The sequence below is a fragment of the Streptococcus sp. HMSC072D03 genome (assembly GCF_001812855.1).
GTDB classification, from domain to species: Bacteria; Bacillota; Bacilli; order Lactobacillales; family Streptococcaceae; genus Streptococcus; species Streptococcus salivarius_D.
The window spans coordinates 81,341-102,201 of record NZ_KV810649.1 but is presented as its reverse complement, the minus strand read 5'-3'; the positions used below and the strand labels follow the sequence as shown (position 1 = coordinate 102,201).

Here is a 20,861-nt window from a genome sequence, read left to right as displayed (position 1 = left end):
CCCCACACTGGCGAGATAAGAAAAGATTGAAGGAACTCCTGGTCTACGATTCCAAGATCTTGTGTCAAGAGTGAGCAAAGCTCAGAATCAGAGTTCTTTTTAGGAAAGACAGCATAATTCTTCAAAATATTCCCTGATAGTCTTACATTAAACGCCCTAATAATAGAACGAAGCAGAATATTCTCTATATACATAAAAGCGTACATAGCCACCCAAAGAGAAATGCCCGAAAATGTAAAAACTATTAAATCCCGACTATTACCGCTATCTAAATGACCTGCCATCTGGATAATTATAGGAATAACAATTCCTTGACAGGAATAAAGAAGTGCAAAAATGATATAAAGTACCATTTCCTTTTTAGGAAGTAGCTTAATAGATTTAACCATCATTGTAACACAGCAACTGATTTATTTTTTTCAATAATCATTGCTTTTACCTCCTTCCATTTGATACTATTATTTTAGTTTATTAATGCTACTAAACTATTGAAATTTCGGAAATCCGATAAGGAAATTTTATATGGAACTAGGTCAAAAATTTAAGCAGATTCGCAAACAGAGAAAATATACTATCCAGAGACTCGCTCAAGTGGCCGGATCTGTAGCGAGTATTTCGGACTTTGAAAATAACAAAACATCACTCTCAAATGATATTCTTTTCAAACTTTTAAAACACCTAAAAGTCGAATATAATGAATTTTTCGGACAAGAATATCTTGTGGACGAAACCTACATAAAACTTGCTAATCAATACAATCAAGCCTCAAATAATCTAGATTTTGAAGCACTAAAGCAAGTCGCAGAAAGATTTCGCATTTTAGGAGAAACTAATTATAGCGATTATCTGATTAGTCTTTGTATTACCTGTCAGGTTTCAAAACTTCAAAACCAGCCGGTTAACCAAGATATTGCTACAGAACTTCAAAACTACTTCTTTTCGATTGATATTTGGACACTTCTTGATATTGATTTACTGGATATGGTAAAGGATATCTTCACAGAAGATGCTCTAACAATCTACATTAAAGAACTCCTATCAATTCTCGGTAAAAATCCTAGAAATAATTTAGATCGAATCACTTTAGATGTTATCAGTCGTTGTATTTTCCAAATCATTCTTTATGGAAATCAAGAAGATAGTGATTACTATTTAAACGAACTAAAAACTATTCAATTCCCAGATTATTTCATGTTACAAAAACTCTATCTTAAAGAGCTAGAAGCTGCATACCTTTATAAATTTATCGATAAGAATATGGGAAAGATTATACATAAAGAAATTCTCCACTACTTGGCTTTTATTGGTGATGACGATAATTTGAGAGAATGGGATCAAACCTTCTGTCAATTATAGACTTTATTGGATAACAGTTGTACAATAAAGTCTATAATTTGAAAAATTTAGAAAGGAAAACAGAATGCACGAAACACATTCTCTCCGTGAGCGATTCCTTGTTTTCTTCAAGATTTTTGTGCCCATACTGATTTATCAGTTTGCTAACTTCTCGGCAGCCTTTGTGGACACTACCATGACTGGTCAATACGATGCCCTACACTTGGCGGGGGTAGCCATGGCAACGAGTTTATGGAGTCCTTTTTTCACCTTTTTAACAGGTATCGTCTCTGCCCTAGTTCCTATTATCGGACACCATCTAGGGGCAGGTCGCAAGGACCGAGTGGCACCTGATTTCTATCAATTTCTTTATATGGCTTTGGGTCTATCACTGATCCTCTTTGCCCTCGTTTTTCTAGGGGCACCCTTGGTTTTGAATCATTTAGGTTTGGAGCCTTTGGTCAGAAAGGTTGCCCTTGGTTATTTACGCTTTTTGAGTCTTGGTATTATCCCCCTTCTACTCTTTAGCGTGGTTCGCTCCTTCCTTGATGCGCTTGGCCTCACGCGCCTCTCCATGTATCTCATGCTTTTGCTCCTACCTCTCAATGGTTTCTTCAATTTCCTCCTCATCTATGGCATTGCTGGTCTACCAGAGTTAGGGGGAGCTGGAGCTGGTCTGGGAACTTCAATGGCTTATTGGGCCCTTCTCCTCATTTCCATTGCGGTTATCAGAAAGCATAAAAAAGTTAAGCCCTACCACATTGAAAAGGTGCAACCCCTTAATAAAACAGCTCTACTTGAGGCACTTAAACTGGGTCTCCCTATTGGTGGAACGGTCTTTGCGGAGGTCGCTATCTTCTCAGGTGTTGGTTTGGTTATGTCTAAATATCCGTCCCTAGTGATTGCCAGTCACCAGGCAGCTATGAATTTCTCAAATCTCATGTACGCCTTTCCTCTCAGTATTTCCAGTGCCATGGCTATCATTATTTCCTACGAATTTGGGGCTAAACGCATGAATGCGGTCAAGAGCTACAGCAAGCTGGGACGATTGACAGCCCTAGGATTTTCTATCTTTACCTTGATTTTCCTCTACTTCTTGCGCTATGATTTGGCTGAACTTTATGGGCATGAGCCTGAATTTTTGAGAATGACAGCCATTTTCATGACCTATAGCCTCTTCTTCCAAGTGGCAGATGTCTTTGCGGCTCCGCTTCAAGGAATCCTCCGTGGCTACAAGGATACCAAGGTGCCTTTTTATCTCGGTGTCCTAGCCTACTGGGGCATCACCTTCCCAGTAGGCTTCCTGCTTGAAAAAGTCACTGGGCTAGGTCCCTACAGTTACTGGATTGGCCTGATTGCCAGCCTTATCGTCAGTGGTCTCTGTTACCAATGGCGCTTAAATAGAATCGTCAAACGTTACGAATCACAACATTGATTATCCCTGAAGCAGTCTTGTCAGACTGCTTTTTCTATGCTCAAATCTCGATAATACAGAAAAAAACCTCCTGCATATTGAAAACAGATAGACTGTTACCAATACACAGAAAGCTTCTTTTGATGAGTGATTAATTATATTCAGATTTTCCTGACCTATTACCAAACTGGATGCATTAATGAAAACATAGATGTTTAATATTGAAAAAAGTATCACAGAGACCAGCTGGATCAACTAGGGCACCATAAATCATGACTAAACCACAGAGAGCTAGGAAATGATAAAAATAAACTACTTTCTCCCCTGTTTTAGGAAGTAAAAGAAAAGACCAGAACCACAAGACACAAATGGCTATTAATATGATTAGTTTATTCATCCATTCCATAATAATCTCCGTCACAAAGGTTTCGCACAATAAAATAGTCCTTAGGACTATCTGAATGTTATCATAAAATCTAACAAGTGCTGTCATTAATTCTTAAGGAAATATCTTAGTATCTCTTGCTAGTCTTGTTAAGGTAAGTTAAGACATATAAAATCATATTGGGAGGTTGGGAAGACTCATTATTACACAAAGTACAATAATGTTTACAGACGCCAAAACCAGCAAAAGCTAAGGAGAAGGACATATTGACACTTGTCAGATTTCTCACTATTATAGTGTACTATTTTTTTATTTGAAACATAAAACAATTTTGCCCAAATTGTTAAAAAATGTAATGAAAGGTCACTTTTTTATCCTGAATGGTTAGGTCACATTCTATGTCAGCTTTAAAAGGCTTTCATCTCATTTACAACTTCTTCTGTCATGAAAAAAGAGGTTAGAACCAAGGGGAACCAACCTCTTTTTAATAAGTAATTTATTCCTTCAGAATACCTAATCAGTTCACTTGATCAAGCAAGTAAGCATAGCCTTCTTTTGCCATGTCAGCTTTAGGAACAAATCGCGTTGCTACACCATTGATACAGTAGCGTAAGCCACCCTTATCTCTTGGCCCATCTGGGAAGACATGCCCAAGATGAGAATCACCCACACGACTACGTACCTCAATACGATCCATATTGTGCGAATGGTCTTCCTTGTAGTTGGCTACCTCTGGACTAATGGGTCTAGAGAAACTTGGCCAACCACAGGCTGAATCAAACTTGTCCTTGGATGAAAAGAGTGGCTCACCAGTTGCCACATCAACATAAATCCCAGGCTCAAACTGATTCCAAAGCGGACTCGTAAAGGCCCGTTCTGTTCCATTCTCCTGAGTCACAGCGTAGGCTTCTGGACTCAAACTTTCCTTAAGTTCCTCCCGATTTGGCTTGTGATAAGCACTAGCATCAATAACAGGACTAGCTGCCTGATTGACATTGATATGACAGTAACCATTAGGATTTTTCTTGAGATAATCTTGATGATAATCTTCAGCAGGAATAAAGTGCTGAAGTGGAAACAATTCAACCGCCAAAGGCTGACCGTATTGCTCAGTCATTTCTTGGAAAACTTGCTCGATAGTCGATAAATCATTTACATCCGTGTAGTAAACACCCGTACGGTACTGGCTACCCACATCATTGCCCTGTTTGTTTTTACTCAGAGGATTGATGATACGGAAGAAATGTAGCAGAATCTCACGCAAGGATACCTTGCTAGCATCATAGGTCACCTGAACGGTTTCAGCGTGGCCCGTCTGACCGATAAGCTCATAGCGAGTTGTCTCACTACGGCCATTGGCATAACCCGAAACCGCATCAAGCACACCAGGTACGCGAGAAAAATACTCCTCAACACCCCAGAAACAGCCACCAGCAAGATAGATAGTATGATTATTTAGATTTGACATTTTTAACACTCCCTTCAATAGATACTTTCATCTCCACGCCTTAAGTGTAACGCTTTTGAGAAGATTTCGCACTTATAGTGACTTGAGGGAGAAAAAATCCCATCACAAGTGTGATAGGATTCAAATAGATGACTTTATTACCTTGATAAATCTACAAATAAACAGATTGACTGGTAATCAATACCTTAGGTAACAACTGGACAACAATTCCTTCATCAGGATTTTCAGAATCATCAAATAGGAATGCTAGTTCTCCAGTTCTCTCGATGTACAATTCACTTAAACTAAATCTCTGTTTACTTTCAATACCAAATTCAGCTATCAACAGGGCTTGAAGCTTTTCTAACTGTTTATCTTTTTCCTCTAAAAACTGAGAATATACCGACTCTTGCTGTTCTGTAATACCATCATTTTCATAATACGCAGAAAAATCAACTGGCACAATTTGAGACTGTGAAAACAAATTTACTTCAAGCTTGGTGTAATACCCAAAATCAAATTCTAATTCACCAAATTTTGACTCTATCATGATTCATTACCTTTCTTCTCAATTAATTCTTTACATTTCGCAATTCCACCTTTATGTGGAATTGCACCGTGGGCATCTATAGGTACTAGATCTAAGGTTTTCATGTCACTTCTTTCATGATAGGTTAGCCTATGTTCTTTTCTATAAGCTTTTGCCTCTTCGGGACTGACTCCCATTTTGATAGCTAATTGTAAATCACCTTGTTTAAAATTTTTATTCCTTTTTTCTGAAAAGTTTTTTATTTTAAAGCTTTCTTTAGCTATAGGTGTAAAATCTGGTTCAAAATTTTTAAAGGTAATTCCATCAATACCATATGGTTGAAATATTTCCTTAATCGTTTTCTGTTCTGGATTAGTTTGTGTATTCTGCGGGACATAGTTTGGATCAGGAATCCATTTCGAATTTCCAGGCTCACCAGTCCAGTTACCATTTGTGCTAGGAATAAATTGCTTTTCAAAATTATTGTCATTTATTTTAAATAGTGATTTTGTAAAATTTTTAATGTCTTGTCCAGACAATTTATCCTTTGGGAGAATACTTTTAAAATTATCGGCAGTATTTTTTTCAGCTTCAAGATTTTTTCCTTCCATTAGTATACGCCCCCTTCTTTTGTTTGAACTTCTACAAAACGTTTAAATAGATTTTCGTAAGAGGAATCTCGAAACTGATGTTCTTCAATTACCAATGCCAAGATGATATTAATCGTTTCTTTAGGGTAAGATTCGATAGGTAGTTGGAAGTTATGTACAACAGTGTCAACCCAATCATGAATATCGTCTTCATCCTTTGATTTCTCGATTGCCCTATTGGCATCTAGCAATTCATACACAAGTTCTCTCAAACTCTTCAAATTAACGTCCCCGCTAGAATCATTGACTTCCATAAGAAGCCTTTTAATCTTTGAACTGATATTTGAATTTAATATCAATTCACTTACACTAGAATAATCTACATGCTTACCTTTGGTCATCCAATTTGTTATAAGATAATCTAAAATAACCGATTTGACATTGTTGGCTTTGAAACTTTTAGACGTAGCACTTCCTACAAATGTATTCTGAAATGTATTAGAATCATGCTCAACTTTTTCAACCTTACATAAAACTGGCTGAATCCATTCATTTTGATAAACTGCTGCAACACCCTTTGGTAATTTGGCGAGTTCTATGATTTGGTCATCGTTTAGATTAGCTGACTTACCTACTAATTCACGATCTGAAAAATCAGGTAATCGCATGATAATCTTAGTATTAGTATTTCGGATAACTGACAAATCCATTAGACCTGGTGCTTGATCAGCAATAATAAATCCTTCCCCATAGGTACGCATTTCAGCAATGGCATTTGCCAACATCTCCACACTCTTACCTAGGAGATTAGCTGATTCAGACATTTGTTCTGTTGATGTGCGTTTTAAGAGATTATGCGCTTCTTCAAGCACAGTGATGTGTTTTAATTCTGCATTCATATCCCCATTAGTCATGCGATACTCTTGCAACTTCAATACCAAAATACCCATTAGCAAGGATTTAGTCTCAGTGGAACCAACTCTACTGAGATCAACAATGACATTCGTATCAAATAGATGTTCATTTGTGAGTTCATCATTTGAAAAGATAAGTCCATTAATACCGTTTGTCAGAGATTCGATTCGAGTTAGTAAGGCTCCCTTATAAGCACCTTTATTCTCATCATCATATTCACTGGAATCAATAATTGTCTTAATATTATCTGCTATATCATTGAAATTTGGATAGAGTCTACCATAAGGGTTGTTTGATTCAAGAAGATCCCATCCACAATCTTGATAAGATTGTTCAACAGCTTTTTTTAAAACAGCTGGCATAGCCGCATACATCGGCCAACATACATTGAAAATTTCAACTAGTCTATCTAGATGCTCTAAAATATGAATTTCTTTAGGGAAACTAAACGGATTCAACCTCAGCAATGGTGTTAACTGAGGATTCGTTCCATAAACTGAAACATCGTCGTGATTACCAAAGACATGCTTATATTCTCCTTTTGCAGGTTCAACAACTAGGAATTTCAAGCCATTCTTTCTGCCTTCATTAAGGAGTTGATAAATCGTATTACTTTTACCAGATCCCGTACTACCTGTCACAAAAACATGAGAGGCTAAAGAGTTTTGGTTCAGATTTACTGGTACATCTTCCTTATGATACATATGGAAAATATCACCTAAATGAAGCATCTTATCAGTAACATCTTCTTCATCAAATTTAGCAATATTTCGGCCGAATTCTGCACACTCTAATATCGGTAGTCCAGGAATAGATTTTCTTGGGAAGTTCAATGAAAAGGCTAATTCTTGACCAGTAAGAGGTACTGTTGATGTCACGATAGATGGGTAGACACTAAAGGTTGAATCAGCTAATAGCAAATTAGGGTTCAATCCAAATAAAGGGTGACGTAATTCTCTTAGGTATGCTACAATCTCCTCTGCGTCACCACTGCTCTCACCTAAATCCCCTCTCCATAAATTAACCGAAGACTGACTCATAAAGGACTCTTCTCCTTGGGTCAAAGCTAAGTAAGTGTGAGCAACATTATTCGCAATATTTTGATCCTCACTGAGTACATAGGCAGCGAACTCCCACATGCCCATAGCCGTTCCTTTTTCAAAACGTTTCATCTGTTCTTCAAGGACCTTAAGGGCGTGAGAAATATTATGATTGGTAAAGGACTGAGTGATTCCCTCATTCTTACCGACTGTCGCAGTCACATTTGAGGCACGCGCAAAATTAGCACCGATATTAGAACCTAAGTTAACACCACTTGAAGAGCCCAAGGTCTGTCCAACCGTTTGTGATAGGGCACGACTAGCAGTTTTAGCAAGGGCACGGCTAACAGTTTTTGCGGTCGATTGACCGATAGTGTCTGAAGATGAAATTCCCTTTGTTAGTGCCTGACTAAGGCTAGTGTTAACTCCCACTGTCTCACTCACTCCTGCAGTAACACTGTGGTTAGTTCCCAGTTTAGTACCAGCTGTACCAACGCTTGCACTTGAACCCGCAGTAACACTAGCACTTGTAGTTGAACTAGAACTCATTCCAACTGTTCCCGTCGTTGTGGATCCTTTATTTGTACCATCTGTATGAGATGTATTGGTACCATCCGTTTGTCCAGACGAATCCGTTTGAGATTCACCGCTTGTTTGCGTATCACCAGCAGATTGGTTAACTGACTGATTCTTACCATGTTGGATACCAGCACTGGCTCCAACATTGACTCCAAAAGTAGCCATGGAGGTCGTTGCATCTGAAGCAGTGAAAGTATAGTTGGTTTGCCATTTTTCATAAGGCGCTAAGGCTGAAAATAGCTCAGATAAACGTAACTTTCTGTTCTCTATATCTTGAATAGGACTTGCTAAAAGGATTAAGGTATAGTTTTCGGATGGTTGTGACGGAATGATGCCATCAATCAATTTTTCAATGGTTTGGCTAATAAATTTTTCAGATTTGGCAGTTGGTAAATTAGACACCGTTGCCACCGAATAAGGCTTAGGGTTTGCTAGACAAGGTATCCTTCCAATTCCCCTCTCATTTTGAACTGTAGATCCAGGAAAGTTACCTTTAATGGCTTCTAACAATCGCTTACGATAATTTTCGACATTGACATTATCAGAATCATTCTTAGTATTTACTACAGCTAGAAAAACTTCTGTATTGGTCTCAGTTCGATTGAAGACGAGAGCAATATTACAGTCCTCGTTAGAAAGTACTTCATAAACATTAACCAGTTTTTCTAAACTATTTTCTTTTTTGTCAACGACCCATTTTGTGATATTGAAATACCTGATATTATATGATTCCTGAAAGTCTGTACCAAATTCTACCTTATTTTCTATAGGAACATAAAGTTCTTTTATTTGTTCCAAATACGAATTGAAAATTTCTACTCCACATGAAGCTAATAAACGATTCGTTAATTCCTCATCACTAATATTAGGTTGATCAGCCAGATATTTCTCTCTTTGCTCCTCAACTTGTTTGAGTTGCTCAGGGCTCAAAGCTGAAAGTTTCGCAACCTTGTCTGCAGCCTTAGCTCCTGCCTTATTAATAATGTTTTTTATTCCCATACGATTCACCTACAAAAAGCTATTTCCAAGTAATCATTTGTTTAATCTGGTTAGTATAATTTTCAATTTGTTGCTGCTGCTCCTCTAAGCTTGCAACTTCGTTTCTTGTTCTCTGAATTTTCGTATTCAAAGCACTTAATTCTGGACTAAATTCAATGATATTTTGAACAATTATACTTGTAAGATTTACTAGCCAAATTTTAAAAGCTTTCTCGTGTTCCGAACAAATACTTCCTGCAAATTCTGTCATCTTTGATTTAAATAAATCATTATAGGTCCTCTTAAGGCCAGATGCGTTAACTTTACTTGATTTCAAAGTAAAGTCTCCCAATCTAAATACATAACTAAGTTCTTCTTTACTAAACTTTTCAAGATTTAATTGAGTAAAATCTATCTCTTCATAAGATAGAATCAATTGAGAAAGCTTTTGACGTTTTTCTGGTTCAAGTCCCAAATCACCTGAAATAATACGCTCAAAATGAGATTTTATCTCAGAAGCATGATTAGACCAAAAACTGCTAGAAATACGTTCAAATTCAATCCTTGAAAAATAAAGTTCTTCTACAAATTTATTTCTAAAATAGTCGACTGTTTGTGCAGAAGCTAGATTCTCTAAGTTGATTTTCTTTGTCTTGTTCTCACGTGTAACACTGAAATAGTTACTAACCTCATTACTGATATTTCCTAACTTTAGATTACTAATATCAATTTGTTGATGCTCAGTTAAATTTAAAGTTGGATTTAATGAGAGTATCTCTTTGTGTATTTCATTATAACGGTCTAGAACATCCCCTTTTTCAATCTGTTTCATTAGACGTTCTTGGAAAATCTTCATTTCCTTTGGATACTTAATCAAAAGGTCATTTTTTTGGGATAATGAAGTGGATTTCAATCTTTCAACAATGACAGATTTTTGGCCATCAAGATTAGCCTCTAATTCTGCCTCTCTACTACGTAAATCTTCGTTTTTCTCTGTAATTACTGCATTTGTTCTCAATAGTAGTTTATCTAATAAAGCTTTTGCCTGTTGACACTTGTCATAGTGTGAATAGCGGTCAACAAAGGTTTTAATAGAATCCTCAATGGTTAATAAACCGCTATTTGCATAAATAAGGTCGGAACTTTTTTCAGCAGTTGCTCGAACTGTATTAGACATTTGTCTTGGAAGAATGTCAAACTCATACAACTTCTTATAATATTTTGTTTCAGGATTTGAGTATTTTTCTCTATAAGTATCAAATTGCTCAGAGTAGAATTCTCCCTCTAAATGCCCATTTAACTTCGCTCCAAGTCCTAAAATTGATGAAACGTAATAAATGCCTTGAGCATACAACTCTCTAGGAACGGCTTGATTCATAATCTTATTTCTAAATGAATCACGTTTAAAATTTGTCAAGCTCAAATCTGCTGCCTCGGCCTTATTAACCACAATCATTGTGAACCGTTCATCTAAGCCTTCTACTGAAATAAGCTTTTCTTTTAAATTACTATTATCAGTGCTGTCTAAGGAACTACTATCAGTAACAAAGACTGGCAAGCCATTTGACATACCAGCCATGGCATTAGCTAGGACTTCTGAATGCTGACTATTAGTTGATGAATTAGAACCTGGAGTGTCGAATATCGTAATTTTTGAACCTACATCTCCTAAAATACCTTTTGAAAATGGGACAAGTATTTCGATTAAATCTCCAACGCCTTCGTCAGCAAAATCATTGATTACTTCTAAAACTGCATGTAGCTTTGATATGATAGAATCAAAGGATTCATTCAATATTTCATTTATTTCCTTACCAAATGCATCAGTCTCATTTAATCCATCATAAAACACTTGATCATCATAGAAACTGAGACCAACTCTCTCATCTTTAAATATAAAAGAGATTTTAGCACGATCCTCATAAGTACTAGCTGTGACCTTATAGATTTTTGCGGTCACTGGAGTCTCAGCACTTGGAAGTAATTCCTGTCCAATCAAGGCATTAATAAAGGTCGACTTTCCTGCACTATAAGTTCCGAGCACACATATAGGAACCGTATCTCCCGAAGCATCCGAAAAGCGTTTTAACTGTGCTTCAATTTCCTTATTGCTCTCTCCAATATTCTTTATAATCAGTGGCTCGAGATTTCTAAAAATGCGATTGATTTCTGGCAGAACGTCACGTGCGTTCTCTAAATAGCTTGTAGATGATGATAAAATAATATTTGAAAAGCGCTCATCTTTTAATGCTTCTTCTAACTGTTGCTTCTCATCATTTGGCCCCTCAAAAATTATTTCAAGTTTCTCATCTGGAACAGAATACTCATTTTCAATTTCTTTTAAAATATCATATACCTTAAAAGGAAAAAAGCCACGTTGAAAAACAGCTGAAACCAACTTACTATTTGAGTTATTTTCACTATTTATTGTTATCCAACTTTCACTAGATAAGTCGTAACGACTAAAAGTTACTGTCTTTTCGTAAGGATTACTTACAACTTTAATTTTATTCATAATTACTCCGATTATTTAATAATACAAGTGTATTATATCACAGCAAACGGTTTTCTGTATGCGCTTTCTATAAAATCTAACTATTTTTATTTATCTAATGTTTAGCTCATTTTTCACCCCACACAAAAAATCCCATCACAATGTGATAGGATTTTATTTTTATTCCATTTCGAAGCTTTCGCTCTTAATCTTATCTGGTAAGACGAGAGACAAGAGGATACACAAGATGGCTGGTATCAACCATGGCAAGGATGCTCCTGACAATGGTAGGAAGTTAATAAGGGCATTTAGTCCTGCAAGCTCGAACTGGCTACCAAGAACGCTGAGCAAGGCAATCAGAGTGACTACAGCAACTGTGACCTGCATACCTGGTTTAGACAAGGCCACGAACTTGTTGGCAATTACAATCATGACAATCGTGATCGTGATTGGGTAGAGAATCAAAAGCACTGGCACTGAGAAAGCAATGATATTGTTAAGTCCCAAGTTGGCAATCGCAAACCCAATCAAGGTAAAGAGAATAGCGTAAGCCTTGTAGGATACTTTCGGAAATGCCTTGTGGAAGAATTCCCCAGTCGCAACGATAAGTCCTGCGGTTGTTGTGAAACAAGTCACTGTCACCATGATAGCTAGGAAAATTTGAGCCGCTGGTCCAAAGATAGCTTGTGTGGCTTGTGACAAGACGCTAGCACCAATATTGGCATCTTTTGGTAGGCCTGCCACTTGGAGTGGGAAATGATTGCCCAAAAAGGCGAGTCCCAAATATAAAGCACCAAAGAGAAGCGTCACTACAAAACCAACAACCCAAATAGTCGAAATATACTCTTTTTTAGACTTAAAGCCTAATTGGTTGAGTGTGACTACTGCTACTACACTGAAGGCCACAGAAGCCAAGGCATCCAAGGTGTTGTAGCCTTCCAAAAATCCTTTACCAAAAGCAGAAGCCTGATAGGCTTGACTTGCATCCTGAGGACTGTGAGCACCGTATTTAAGTGCTCCTGCCACAATAACCATAACAATCATAATAGCAAAGACAGGTGTTAAGATACGTCCAATACTATCTAGAATTTTAGATGGGTTCATGGCAATCCAAAGTGCTAAAGCAAAGTAGATTACGGTAAAGACAAAGAGCCAAAGGCTGGTATGTCCACTGCCAATCAAAGGCGAGAAGCCAATCGAAAAGGCTGCTGCTGCCGTTCTAGGAATGGCAAAGAAAGGACCAATAGACAGATAAAGGACTGCCAAATAGACTAGGGCAAACTTAGGCGAGATTTTTTGTGAAATCTCATGAATGTACCCCTTAGGATTTAGGGTCCCAATCACCAGCGTTAGGATGGCAATACCAATACCTGATAGGACAAACCCTGCAATCGCAGGCCAAAAATGACCTCCAGATTCAAAGCCTAGCTGAGGCGGAAAGGTCAGATTTCCCGCTCCAAAGAACATACCAAACAACAATAAAGCTGTAAGGCCTCCCTTTTTTAACATAAGTTTCTCCGATCTAAGACAAACAAGATATCATCTCAAAAAAGATAACTTGTTTATTACTATTTTAGTCAACTTACTTAGTATGACATGATTAGTTTGGAACTTCAAGCTATTCAGACTTATTAGGAAAGGTTTTTAAAATTGCAAATTTTCTGTATCATTGTACGAAAAAACTAGACAAGATTCTTATCTCGTCTAGTTTGATCGTTTGATTATGGGTGACTGACAATCAGTTCGAGGTCTCCCTTGATTTCCCATGCTTGAACATCGCTAGGTAGAATGAAGTGGCTGCCTTTTGCAATTGGATATTCTTGGCCATCAACAAGGAGACTTCCTTGACCGTCAAGTACACTAAACAAACCGTAATCAGCAGTCTTTTCAAAATCAGCCTTACCTGAGATTTCCCATTTGTAAACAGCAAAGAAATCACTTGCTACTAAGAGCGTTGATTTGAGGTCATCTACTTTTGTTGTGACTGGTCGACTGTTGGCTGGCTCACCGATATTAAGGACATCGATAGATTTTTCAAGATGGAGTTCACGCAGGTTACCTTGATCATCTTTACGGTCAAAATCATAAACACGGTAGGTCGTATCACTAGATTGTTGCGTTTCAAGAACCATGATACCTGCACCAATAGCATGCATGGTACCACTTGGCACATAGAAGAAATCACCTGCTTTAACTGGAACCTTAGTCAAAAGATTTTCCCAATCCTTACTTTCAATTTGCTGACGCAGTTCTTCTTTTGATTTGGCATTGTGGCCATAAATAATTTCAGCACCTGGTTCAGCAGCAATGATATACCAACACTCTGTTTTACCAAGTTCACCTTCATGTTCAAGTCCATAAGCATCATCTGGATGGACCTGAACTGAAAGCCAATCATTGGCATCCAAAATCTTAGTTAAAAGTGGAAAAACAGGTTCCTGACGATTTCCAAACAATTCACGATGCTCTGCATAAAGAACATCTAAAGTTTGACCGGCATAGCGACCATTTTTAATAGTAGAAACACCATTTGGGTGTGCGGAAATAGCCCAGTACTCTCCTACATGGTCGCTTGGAATGTCGTAGCCAAAGACATCACGCAAATGCGTGCCACCCCAAATCTTCTCCTGCATAACAGATTGTAAAAATAATGGTTCAGACATAAAAACTCCTTATATAAGAATGAATAGACTCAAAATCTATGTCTTAACATAGATGATTACTCACATCATGATAAATGAATCAGTTCCACTTTAAAGCGGATGTTCCAAAAATCACCTATAGCCAGTAAGCTCCATCATCAGCAAATCACAAACAGACTTTGACGAGTAATTACCTCAATTATAAGCATAATTTGTGAAAATATCAACAGAGTCCTTAAAGAAATCATAAGATTTTGGCTTAATGGCTGCAAGTCATTTCAATAGCAAATTTCCTTTAAGAATCCTACTCATTCCTTCATTTTTCGGATAGATTGATTGAATTTAAAGACTTTTTAACCTATAATGTTATTGATATTATGAAAGGAAATCTCTCAATGAAATTCTATTCCTATGACTATGTGCTAAGTCAGATTAGCCAACAAAACTGGGTTATGGTTGCCATTACTGCAGGACTTATTTTAGTGACCGGTGTATTTGCTTTTAAAGCCTTCAAAGAACGCCATGATACTAAGTTTCGTGAACTCTCTATTATTTCTATTTTAACCTTAGTTGCCGTGGTTCTAATTGCTATCAGTAATTTCCAAAGCAATCAATCTAACAACGACCAATTTAGAGCATCTCTTCACTTTATCGAGGTTGTGTCTAAAAATCTTGACGTTGATAAGAGCAAGGTTTATGTCAATACTTCTACTACTACAGATGGCGCTATCCTCAAAGTTGGAAACAAGTACTATCGTGCCATCTCAGGTTCAGAACCTGACAGCTACTTGCTAGAACAAATAAAACTTTACAAGTCTGATGTTGAACTCGTGGAGGTTAAAAAATGACATCTTTTTATCTTACTGTTGCAATTAAACTAGCTTTGGGGCTTATTTCACTCGTCTTTGTTATCAATTTAACAGGTAAAGGAAACCTAGCACCTAGCTCAGCTACTGACCAAGTACAGAACTTTGTTCTTGGTGCAATCCTCGGTGGTACAATTTATAGTAGTACCGTTTCAATCCTCCAATATATCGTGATTTTGATTATTTGGACGATTTTGATTTTACTTCTAAAATGGCTAATTACCAATATTCTCTTTATCAAACATTTGATTGACGGTAAACCAACTGTCATCATCAAACATGGTCAACTAGATCCTGAAGCTTGTCGCTCTAAAGGACTTTCAGCCTCTGATGTCGCTTTAAAATTACGTTCCCAAGGAATTTTTCAACTTAAAGAGGTTAAACGTGCAGTTATTGAACAGAACGGCCAATTGATTGTGGTTCGTGCGGGTGATGAAAATCCGAAATACCCAATCGTTACTGATGGGGTCATTCAAACAGAAATTCTTGATACTATTGGTAAAACGGAGGATTGGTTAAATGAAGAGCTTCAAAAAATGGGATATGACAACATTTCAGATATCTTCATCGCTGAATATGATAAAGGAAAGATTAATGTTGTCACTTATTAAACAAAATACTTGCATTACCGTTTAATATTGTCTACAATGGTCTCATCATAAAAAGGAGGTTCTATCATGGGAATCGAAGATAAATTGAATCAAGCTAAAGGTGCTCTTAAAGAGGGTGCTGGTAAACTGACTGGCGACAAAAAGACTGAAATTGAAGGTGCTGTTGAAAAAGTTGTAGCAAAAGCAAAAGACGGTCTCGAAGATGTTAAAGAAGGCATTGAAGGTGCTGTTGAAGGCCTTAAAAATAGCTTTAAAAAATAAGACAAAAAAGAAGTTTTCAAGCCATTTGGCAAGAGAACTTCTTTTTATATGTTTTCTAAACTGAAATTACTTACGAGAATGCTTGCTTCCTTTAAGTGCAAATGATGTTGTCATAAGTACAGCTCCTAATGCACCTAATCCCAAGCTACTCACATCACCAGTATCTGGTAACGTTGATTGGTTTGCTTGGCTACTTTGTGAACTTTTAGCAGACTGATTAGCCTTAGAGCTTGTATGTTGTTTCTGAGCAAAATTAGTTTGTACAACTGAGCTAACATTTTCCTTTTGACTTAAGACTGACTGACCTTTTGATGCTTCAGAAGTTTGATTTTGAGTAGGAATCTTATTCAACTTCTCAGCAGTCTCTTGATTTTGTTGTTGGGTGCTACTTGTCTTATCTGTCCTTGCCTGTGCGGGCTGTACTTCTGCTGACTGATTTGCAACTGTTGTTTGTGATTCAAAAGACGACACTTTAGGGCTTGAAGTTTTTGAAGTTGACGTGTTTTGACTTGATAAAGCCGTGTTTGTCGCTGTCAGTGCTGAAGCATTGGGAGCTGGTTGACTAGCACTGTTGCCTGTCGTAGTGCTAGTATTCGTAGAGCTTGAGCTACTTGTTTGACTAGCAAAGTTTGGTGGGGTAGGACGTCCTGTATTAGACGTTTGACTTGTTGAACTTGTAGTACTTGTGTTAGACGTGTTCTCGGAACTGGTCGAACCTGGTTGGCCCCATGGTGTGTTAATGCTACCAGTATTGGTAGAGCTTCCGCCATAGCTAGTCGGTCCCCCATAGCCTCCGAAATTATCAGACATTGAGGTATTACCAAAGCCTCCACCTGGGAAGCCACCCATTCCACCTGCACCAGGACCGTTATTTGTGCCTTCTTCAGTAGCTGTTGCAGTGGCACTTGAACCACTTGAGGTCGTGATGGTATAGGTTTCACCCGAAGTTAGACTCTCGGTACTAAAGACCACATTGCCAAATGAAGACGTCGCTGTCGTTGTGGCAACAACATTTCCGGAACTATCAGTGACTGTGATGGTGTCCCCTGCACTACCTGAAATGTTAGCCATGATGTAAGATTGGCTTGAACCTGTTGTAAAGGCCTGAGCCATTCCTTGATTACCAATGGCCCAAACGGTACCGCCCGAGATGATACCTGTTCCATCGTAGTCGATAGTCGCATTATCTGCACTTGTCTGAGCGACATAGAGAGAACCACTTTTAACTGTCACATTCCCGTTACTGTCAATACCATCACCGTCTGCTAGGATTGTAACTGTTGCACCGTCAATATTGATGGCAACTTCATTTTCCAAATCAGAAGTCGAGTTGGTTAGGCTTGAAGTGTCTGCACTGTCCTTGGTCGTCCACTCAGTGGCGTTAATACCGTCATCTCCAGCAGTGATGTCAACGGTTCCACCTGTCAAATTGATATAACGTCCTTCAAGGCCTTCGTCACCTGCCACGACTGTTACTTTAGAATTGCCTTCAATGGTCAATTCATCCGTAACCGTGATACCTTTATCAGTCGCATTAATGGTTACCGTTGAGTCGGTAATTGTCAAGTCACCACTATTCACATCCGTTTCGTCTTCGACTTGAATACCATCATCAGTTGCTGTGATGTTGACTGTGGCATTTTTAATGGTTACAGCTGTTGTTGCATTGATGCCATCCTTGGCCTCAGAAGTCAAATCAAGCGTTACAGAGTCAACCGTTACACTATCAGCCTTAATGGCGTGCTTTTCAGTACTTGAAAGGGTCAAGCTACTTCCAGTACCGCTGGTGATAGTCAAAGCTCCCGCTGCTTCGATGGCATTAGCAGAAGTTGAAGAGATAGAACTGTCTGAAAGGACATTCACTGTCAATTCTGCTGAGGAATTAGAAGTGATTGAGGAATCTGTTAAGGTCACTCCATCCAAGTAGATTGTAACTGGATCCGTCACGCTACCAGCCACAATAATAGTATAACTTGAGCCATTACCTGTTAGTGTATATGAACCTGATTGATTAATGGTAACGGTAGTGCCGTCAACTGTTACTGTGCTACTATCACTTGTTACCACAGTTGTCCCATTAAAGGTAATCGTGGTCGTTGTGCTTTCTGAATCAGTACTGCTAGACTCAGTTGTTGTTGTCTCAGACGTAGTATCTGAAGCATTGTTAGTTAGAACTGAAGCTGTCTCTGAAGCAGTCGCTTCAGTGGAGCTTGTACTTGTATGAGTGCTACTGCTTTCATCTGTAGTAGTTGTTGCCGTTTCTGAAGTCTCATTAGTTGTTGTTGCAGCAGTTTCAGAAGAACTTGCTTCTGAAGTTGAGGATGTGCTTGACTGATCAGATGTTTCACTACTTGTCGATGTATCTGTTGTGTCGGATGTTGAACTTGTTGCTGATGAAACCGTGTCGGAAGTCGTAGTTGTAATACTTGTATCAGTGTCTGTACTTGTTTCATTAGTATTTGACGCATCTTCTGTCTGCACACTTTCTTCAATCAAATCGGCAGTGGTTTCACCCGTCGTAACCGTTGAGAGTGTTGATTCGGTGTTAGTCTCATCGGCTGAAGCCTTATTTTCATTTAAGACGACCGAGCTACCAAAAATTAAGCTCGCTACTAGGACTGAACCCGCTGTTTTCCATTTTGATGATTTTTTAATGGCGTAACGTTCTTGTGTTTGTTTCGTATCTTTGTATGTCATATGTTAGACCTCTTTCTTACTTTTGAGATGCCTCTATTAAACACAAGAAACCTAAGACAAGACTTAAAGAAAGGTTAATCTTTCCTTAAAGTAAAAAGTCCCCAAGATATTGGGAACTTTCAATCTATAGGATAAACTACTTTAAATTCTTCCAACACAACTAGACTGTCCTGACTAAAATGTAGTCCAACCTCATGCAACCATTTGCTAAAGAGATCCTCATGAAGCTCTCGCCAATAGGTTAACTTACGGTCTCCTTCACCTTCCTTGTAGGCATGGTCTTCAGAAACCTCTTTAAATGGGATGACCTCAACTTTCGTCGTTTCAATAATACAAATAGCATTCTCCTTACTATCAAGAATGATGCTCAGTTCATTTTCCTTGGGCAATGGTTCATTCCCCACTGCATACAAGTCAAAAGCTGAACTGGTTGCTGTCTTTTGCCACATCAATACGAGTTCTGCCAAATAATCTGCTTCCACGCCAAAGGCCCAGGCATCAATCTTATCTCCGATTGACTGATTTAAAATCTTATAGGCTTGCCACATCTGGTCTGATTTCATCAATCTACTCCTGCTTTTACTTTCCTTCCATTATATCAAAAAATGATAGGCCAGATGGCACTATCATTTTCATCTTAATACTTAGAATGTTTGTAACCGTAAAAGGCATAGATAACTGAACCGATTAACACTGCCAAACCAAAGGCTAACCATGTCTGCCAACTGTACTGACTCATAAAGGAAAGGCAGACGATAATTGAAATAATAGGCAAGACCGGAACAAATGGAACCTTGAACTCGTCCTTCTGTGGCAAGCCCTTGTCCTTACGAAGAATAATTAGGGCAATAGCCAAGAGGACCAAGTAAGCCAAGGTCGCAATGTTAACCAAGGATGCCATATTGGCCAAAGAGAAGATACCTGCCGAGATAGCTGACAATACGCCTGTCAAAAGTGTCGCATGATGTGGAACCTTATTAGTCTTTGAAACCTTTTGGAAGGTTTGAGGAAGCAAACCATCACGCGCCAGGCTATAAACCATACGGCTAAGAGCGTAGGCCATTGAAATACATACCGTAATCAAGGTCATAATTGCAACGACAGAGACGTAGTTGGCTGCCCAAGAAATACCGATATAGCGAAGGGCATAAGCCACAGCATCATCAACATTCAACTTGGTATAGTGAACCACTCCTGTCAAGACCAGCGAAACCACTGCATAGAGTGAAGCCACGATAATCAAGGCAAGAACGATACCTCGAGGAACGTTCTTTTGCGGCTCTTTAATCTCATCTACGGTCATAGAGATAGACTCGAAACCAAGGAATCCAAAGAACATGAGGGAGGCACCTGCCATAATCCCAGTTTTTCCTCCATAAATCTGACCAAAGCCAAATGGCGCAAAATCTGCCCAGTTACTAGGATTCAAATGGAAGAGCCCCACTAAGATAAAGACTGCCAAGGCTGAAAACTTGAGCACTACCAATAGGGAGTTCAAACGTAAAGCCTGCTTAGAATTCATGAGAAGAAGAGCTGTCACCAAGACCAAGACCAAGACTGGCAAAAGATCAATGTAAGTACCTTGACTGGGATTGAAAGGTCCACTGATGGCTTGAGGCAACTTAAGACCAAAGCTAGCCAGTAGACCCTTGAGGTAGGCACCCCAACCAGAGGCAACACTGGATACGGCATTCATAAAGACAATCATGGTCAACCAGCCACCCATCCAGGCAGGATACTCCCCCCAGACAGCATAGAGATAACCGTAGACACCACCGGCTGATGGGTAACGTGAGGCAAACTCAGCAAAGAAAATCGCTGACATCCCAACACACACGGCTGAAATCAAGACCGAAATAATCAGGGCAGGACCAGCCAGAGTCGATGCCGCGGTACCAGTAATCGTAAAGATTCCTGTACCAACCATGGCACCGATTCCCAGTAGGACCACATCCCTAAGGGTCAGATGTCGTTTCATCTCAGTCTGAGCGAGACCGACATCCTTTTTACGAAAAATACTCATTTTTATACTCCATTTTTTGCGAAATACCGAACTATTATACCATATTTCTTGGTCT

At 38.6% G+C, this 20,861-nt stretch carries 15 protein-coding genes and 1 pseudogene; 5 read left to right on the top strand and 11 right to left on the bottom strand.

The genetic code is table 11. The annotated features are described in order from the left end of the window. Window positions 1–389 (bottom strand): annotated as a pseudogene (locus HMPREF2877_RS11220) (ABC transporter ATP-binding protein); the annotation flags it as partial. A gap of 133 nt (window positions 390–522) precedes the next feature. On the opposite strand from HMPREF2877_RS11220, the gene HMPREF2877_RS04425 reads away from it, so the two are divergent. Both HMPREF2877_RS04425 and HMPREF2877_RS04420 read left to right on the top strand, forming a co-directional pair. Next, entirely contained in the window at window positions 523–1,356 is an 834-nt protein-coding gene (locus tag HMPREF2877_RS04425) for a helix-turn-helix domain-containing protein (protein WP_014632966.1), read from the top strand. A gap of 64 nt (window positions 1,357–1,420) precedes the next feature. Beyond that, a complete protein-coding gene (locus tag HMPREF2877_RS04420; RefSeq protein ID WP_070578809.1) occupies window positions 1,421–2,770 on the top strand; it encodes an MATE family efflux transporter in 1,350 nt (449 codons plus the stop codon). An 881-nt stretch (window positions 2,771–3,651) separates the two neighbouring features. Here the strand turns inward: HMPREF2877_RS04420 and msrB are convergent. The 7 genes from msrB to manA all read right to left on the bottom strand — a co-directional run bounded on the left by msrB (window position 3,652) and on the right by manA (window position 14,369). Beyond that, window positions 3,652–4,602 carry a peptide-methionine (R)-S-oxide reductase MsrB gene (gene msrB, locus HMPREF2877_RS04410; protein WP_014632964.1) on the bottom strand — a complete coding sequence of 317 codons (951 nt, stop codon included), beginning with the start codon at window positions 4,600–4,602 and terminating at the stop codon, window positions 3,652–3,654. A 151-nt stretch (window positions 4,603–4,753) separates the two neighbouring features. Then, complete coding sequence (locus HMPREF2877_RS04405) at window positions 4,754–5,131, bottom strand: hypothetical protein (RefSeq protein ID WP_049528082.1); 378 nt, start codon at window positions 5,129–5,131, stop codon at window positions 4,754–4,756. Further along, a complete protein-coding gene (locus HMPREF2877_RS04400; protein ID WP_070578806.1) occupies window positions 5,128–5,721 on the bottom strand; it encodes an HNH endonuclease in 594 nt (197 codons plus the stop codon). Before HMPREF2877_RS04400 ends, HMPREF2877_RS04405 begins: the two co-directional genes overlap by 4 nt. Further along, the gene (locus tag HMPREF2877_RS04395) at window positions 5,721–9,233 is read right to left on the bottom strand and encodes a helicase HerA domain-containing protein (RefSeq protein WP_070578803.1); all 3,513 of its coding nucleotides are present in this window, start codon (window positions 9,231–9,233) and stop codon (window positions 5,721–5,723) included. The genes HMPREF2877_RS04400 and HMPREF2877_RS04395 overlap by 1 nt, the downstream gene beginning before the upstream one ends. A 19-nt stretch (window positions 9,234–9,252) precedes the next feature. After that, entirely contained in the window at window positions 9,253–11,727 is a 2,475-nt protein-coding gene (locus HMPREF2877_RS04390; protein WP_070578800.1) for a dynamin family protein, read from the bottom strand. Window positions 11,728–11,886: 159 nt separating this feature from the next. Then, window positions 11,887–13,215, bottom strand: coding sequence for a branched-chain amino acid transport system II carrier protein (brnQ, locus tag HMPREF2877_RS04385; RefSeq protein ID WP_014632963.1), 1,329 nt, complete (start codon window positions 13,213–13,215; stop codon window positions 11,887–11,889). Between the two features lie 212 nt (window positions 13,216–13,427). After that, on the bottom strand, window positions 13,428–14,369 hold the full coding sequence (gene manA / locus HMPREF2877_RS04380; protein WP_070578798.1) for a mannose-6-phosphate isomerase, class I: 942 nt from the start codon (window positions 14,367–14,369) through the stop codon (window positions 13,428–13,430). A gap of 374 nt (window positions 14,370–14,743) precedes the next feature. Between manA and HMPREF2877_RS04375 the strand changes: the two genes are divergently transcribed. The 3 genes from HMPREF2877_RS04375 (at window position 14,744) to HMPREF2877_RS04365 (ending at window position 16,086) form a co-directional block, all read left to right on the top strand. Beyond that, window positions 14,744–15,196 (top strand): DUF3290 family protein, encoded by a 453-nt coding sequence (locus tag HMPREF2877_RS04375; RefSeq protein ID WP_002885310.1) that lies wholly within the window; start codon window positions 14,744–14,746, stop codon window positions 15,194–15,196. Then, window positions 15,193–15,825, top strand: coding sequence for a DUF421 domain-containing protein (locus HMPREF2877_RS04370; RefSeq protein ID WP_002885232.1), 633 nt, complete (start codon window positions 15,193–15,195; stop codon window positions 15,823–15,825). Before HMPREF2877_RS04375 ends, HMPREF2877_RS04370 begins: the two co-directional genes overlap by 4 nt. Before the next feature lie 66 nt (window positions 15,826–15,891). Then, window positions 15,892–16,086, top strand: coding sequence for a CsbD family protein (locus HMPREF2877_RS04365; protein WP_013990383.1), 195 nt, complete (start codon window positions 15,892–15,894; stop codon window positions 16,084–16,086). Window positions 16,087–16,152: 66 nt separating this feature from the next. Here the strand turns inward: HMPREF2877_RS04365 and HMPREF2877_RS04360 are convergent, their stop codons facing one another. The 3 genes from HMPREF2877_RS04360 to HMPREF2877_RS04350 form a co-directional block, all read right to left on the bottom strand. After that, the gene (locus HMPREF2877_RS04360; RefSeq protein ID WP_070578795.1) at window positions 16,153–18,783 is read right to left on the bottom strand and encodes a carbohydrate-binding domain-containing protein; all 2,631 of its coding nucleotides are present in this window, start codon (window positions 18,781–18,783) and stop codon (window positions 16,153–16,155) included. Window positions 18,784–18,902: 119 nt separating this feature from the next. Next, entirely contained in the window at window positions 18,903–19,346 is a 444-nt protein-coding gene (locus HMPREF2877_RS04355) for an ASCH domain-containing protein (protein WP_045772312.1), read from the bottom strand. A gap of 74 nt (window positions 19,347–19,420) precedes the next feature. Beyond that, a complete protein-coding gene (locus tag HMPREF2877_RS04350; RefSeq protein ID WP_070578792.1) occupies window positions 19,421–20,806 on the bottom strand; it encodes an amino acid permease in 1,386 nt (461 codons plus the stop codon). Window positions 20,807–20,861: the final 55 nt, after the last annotated feature.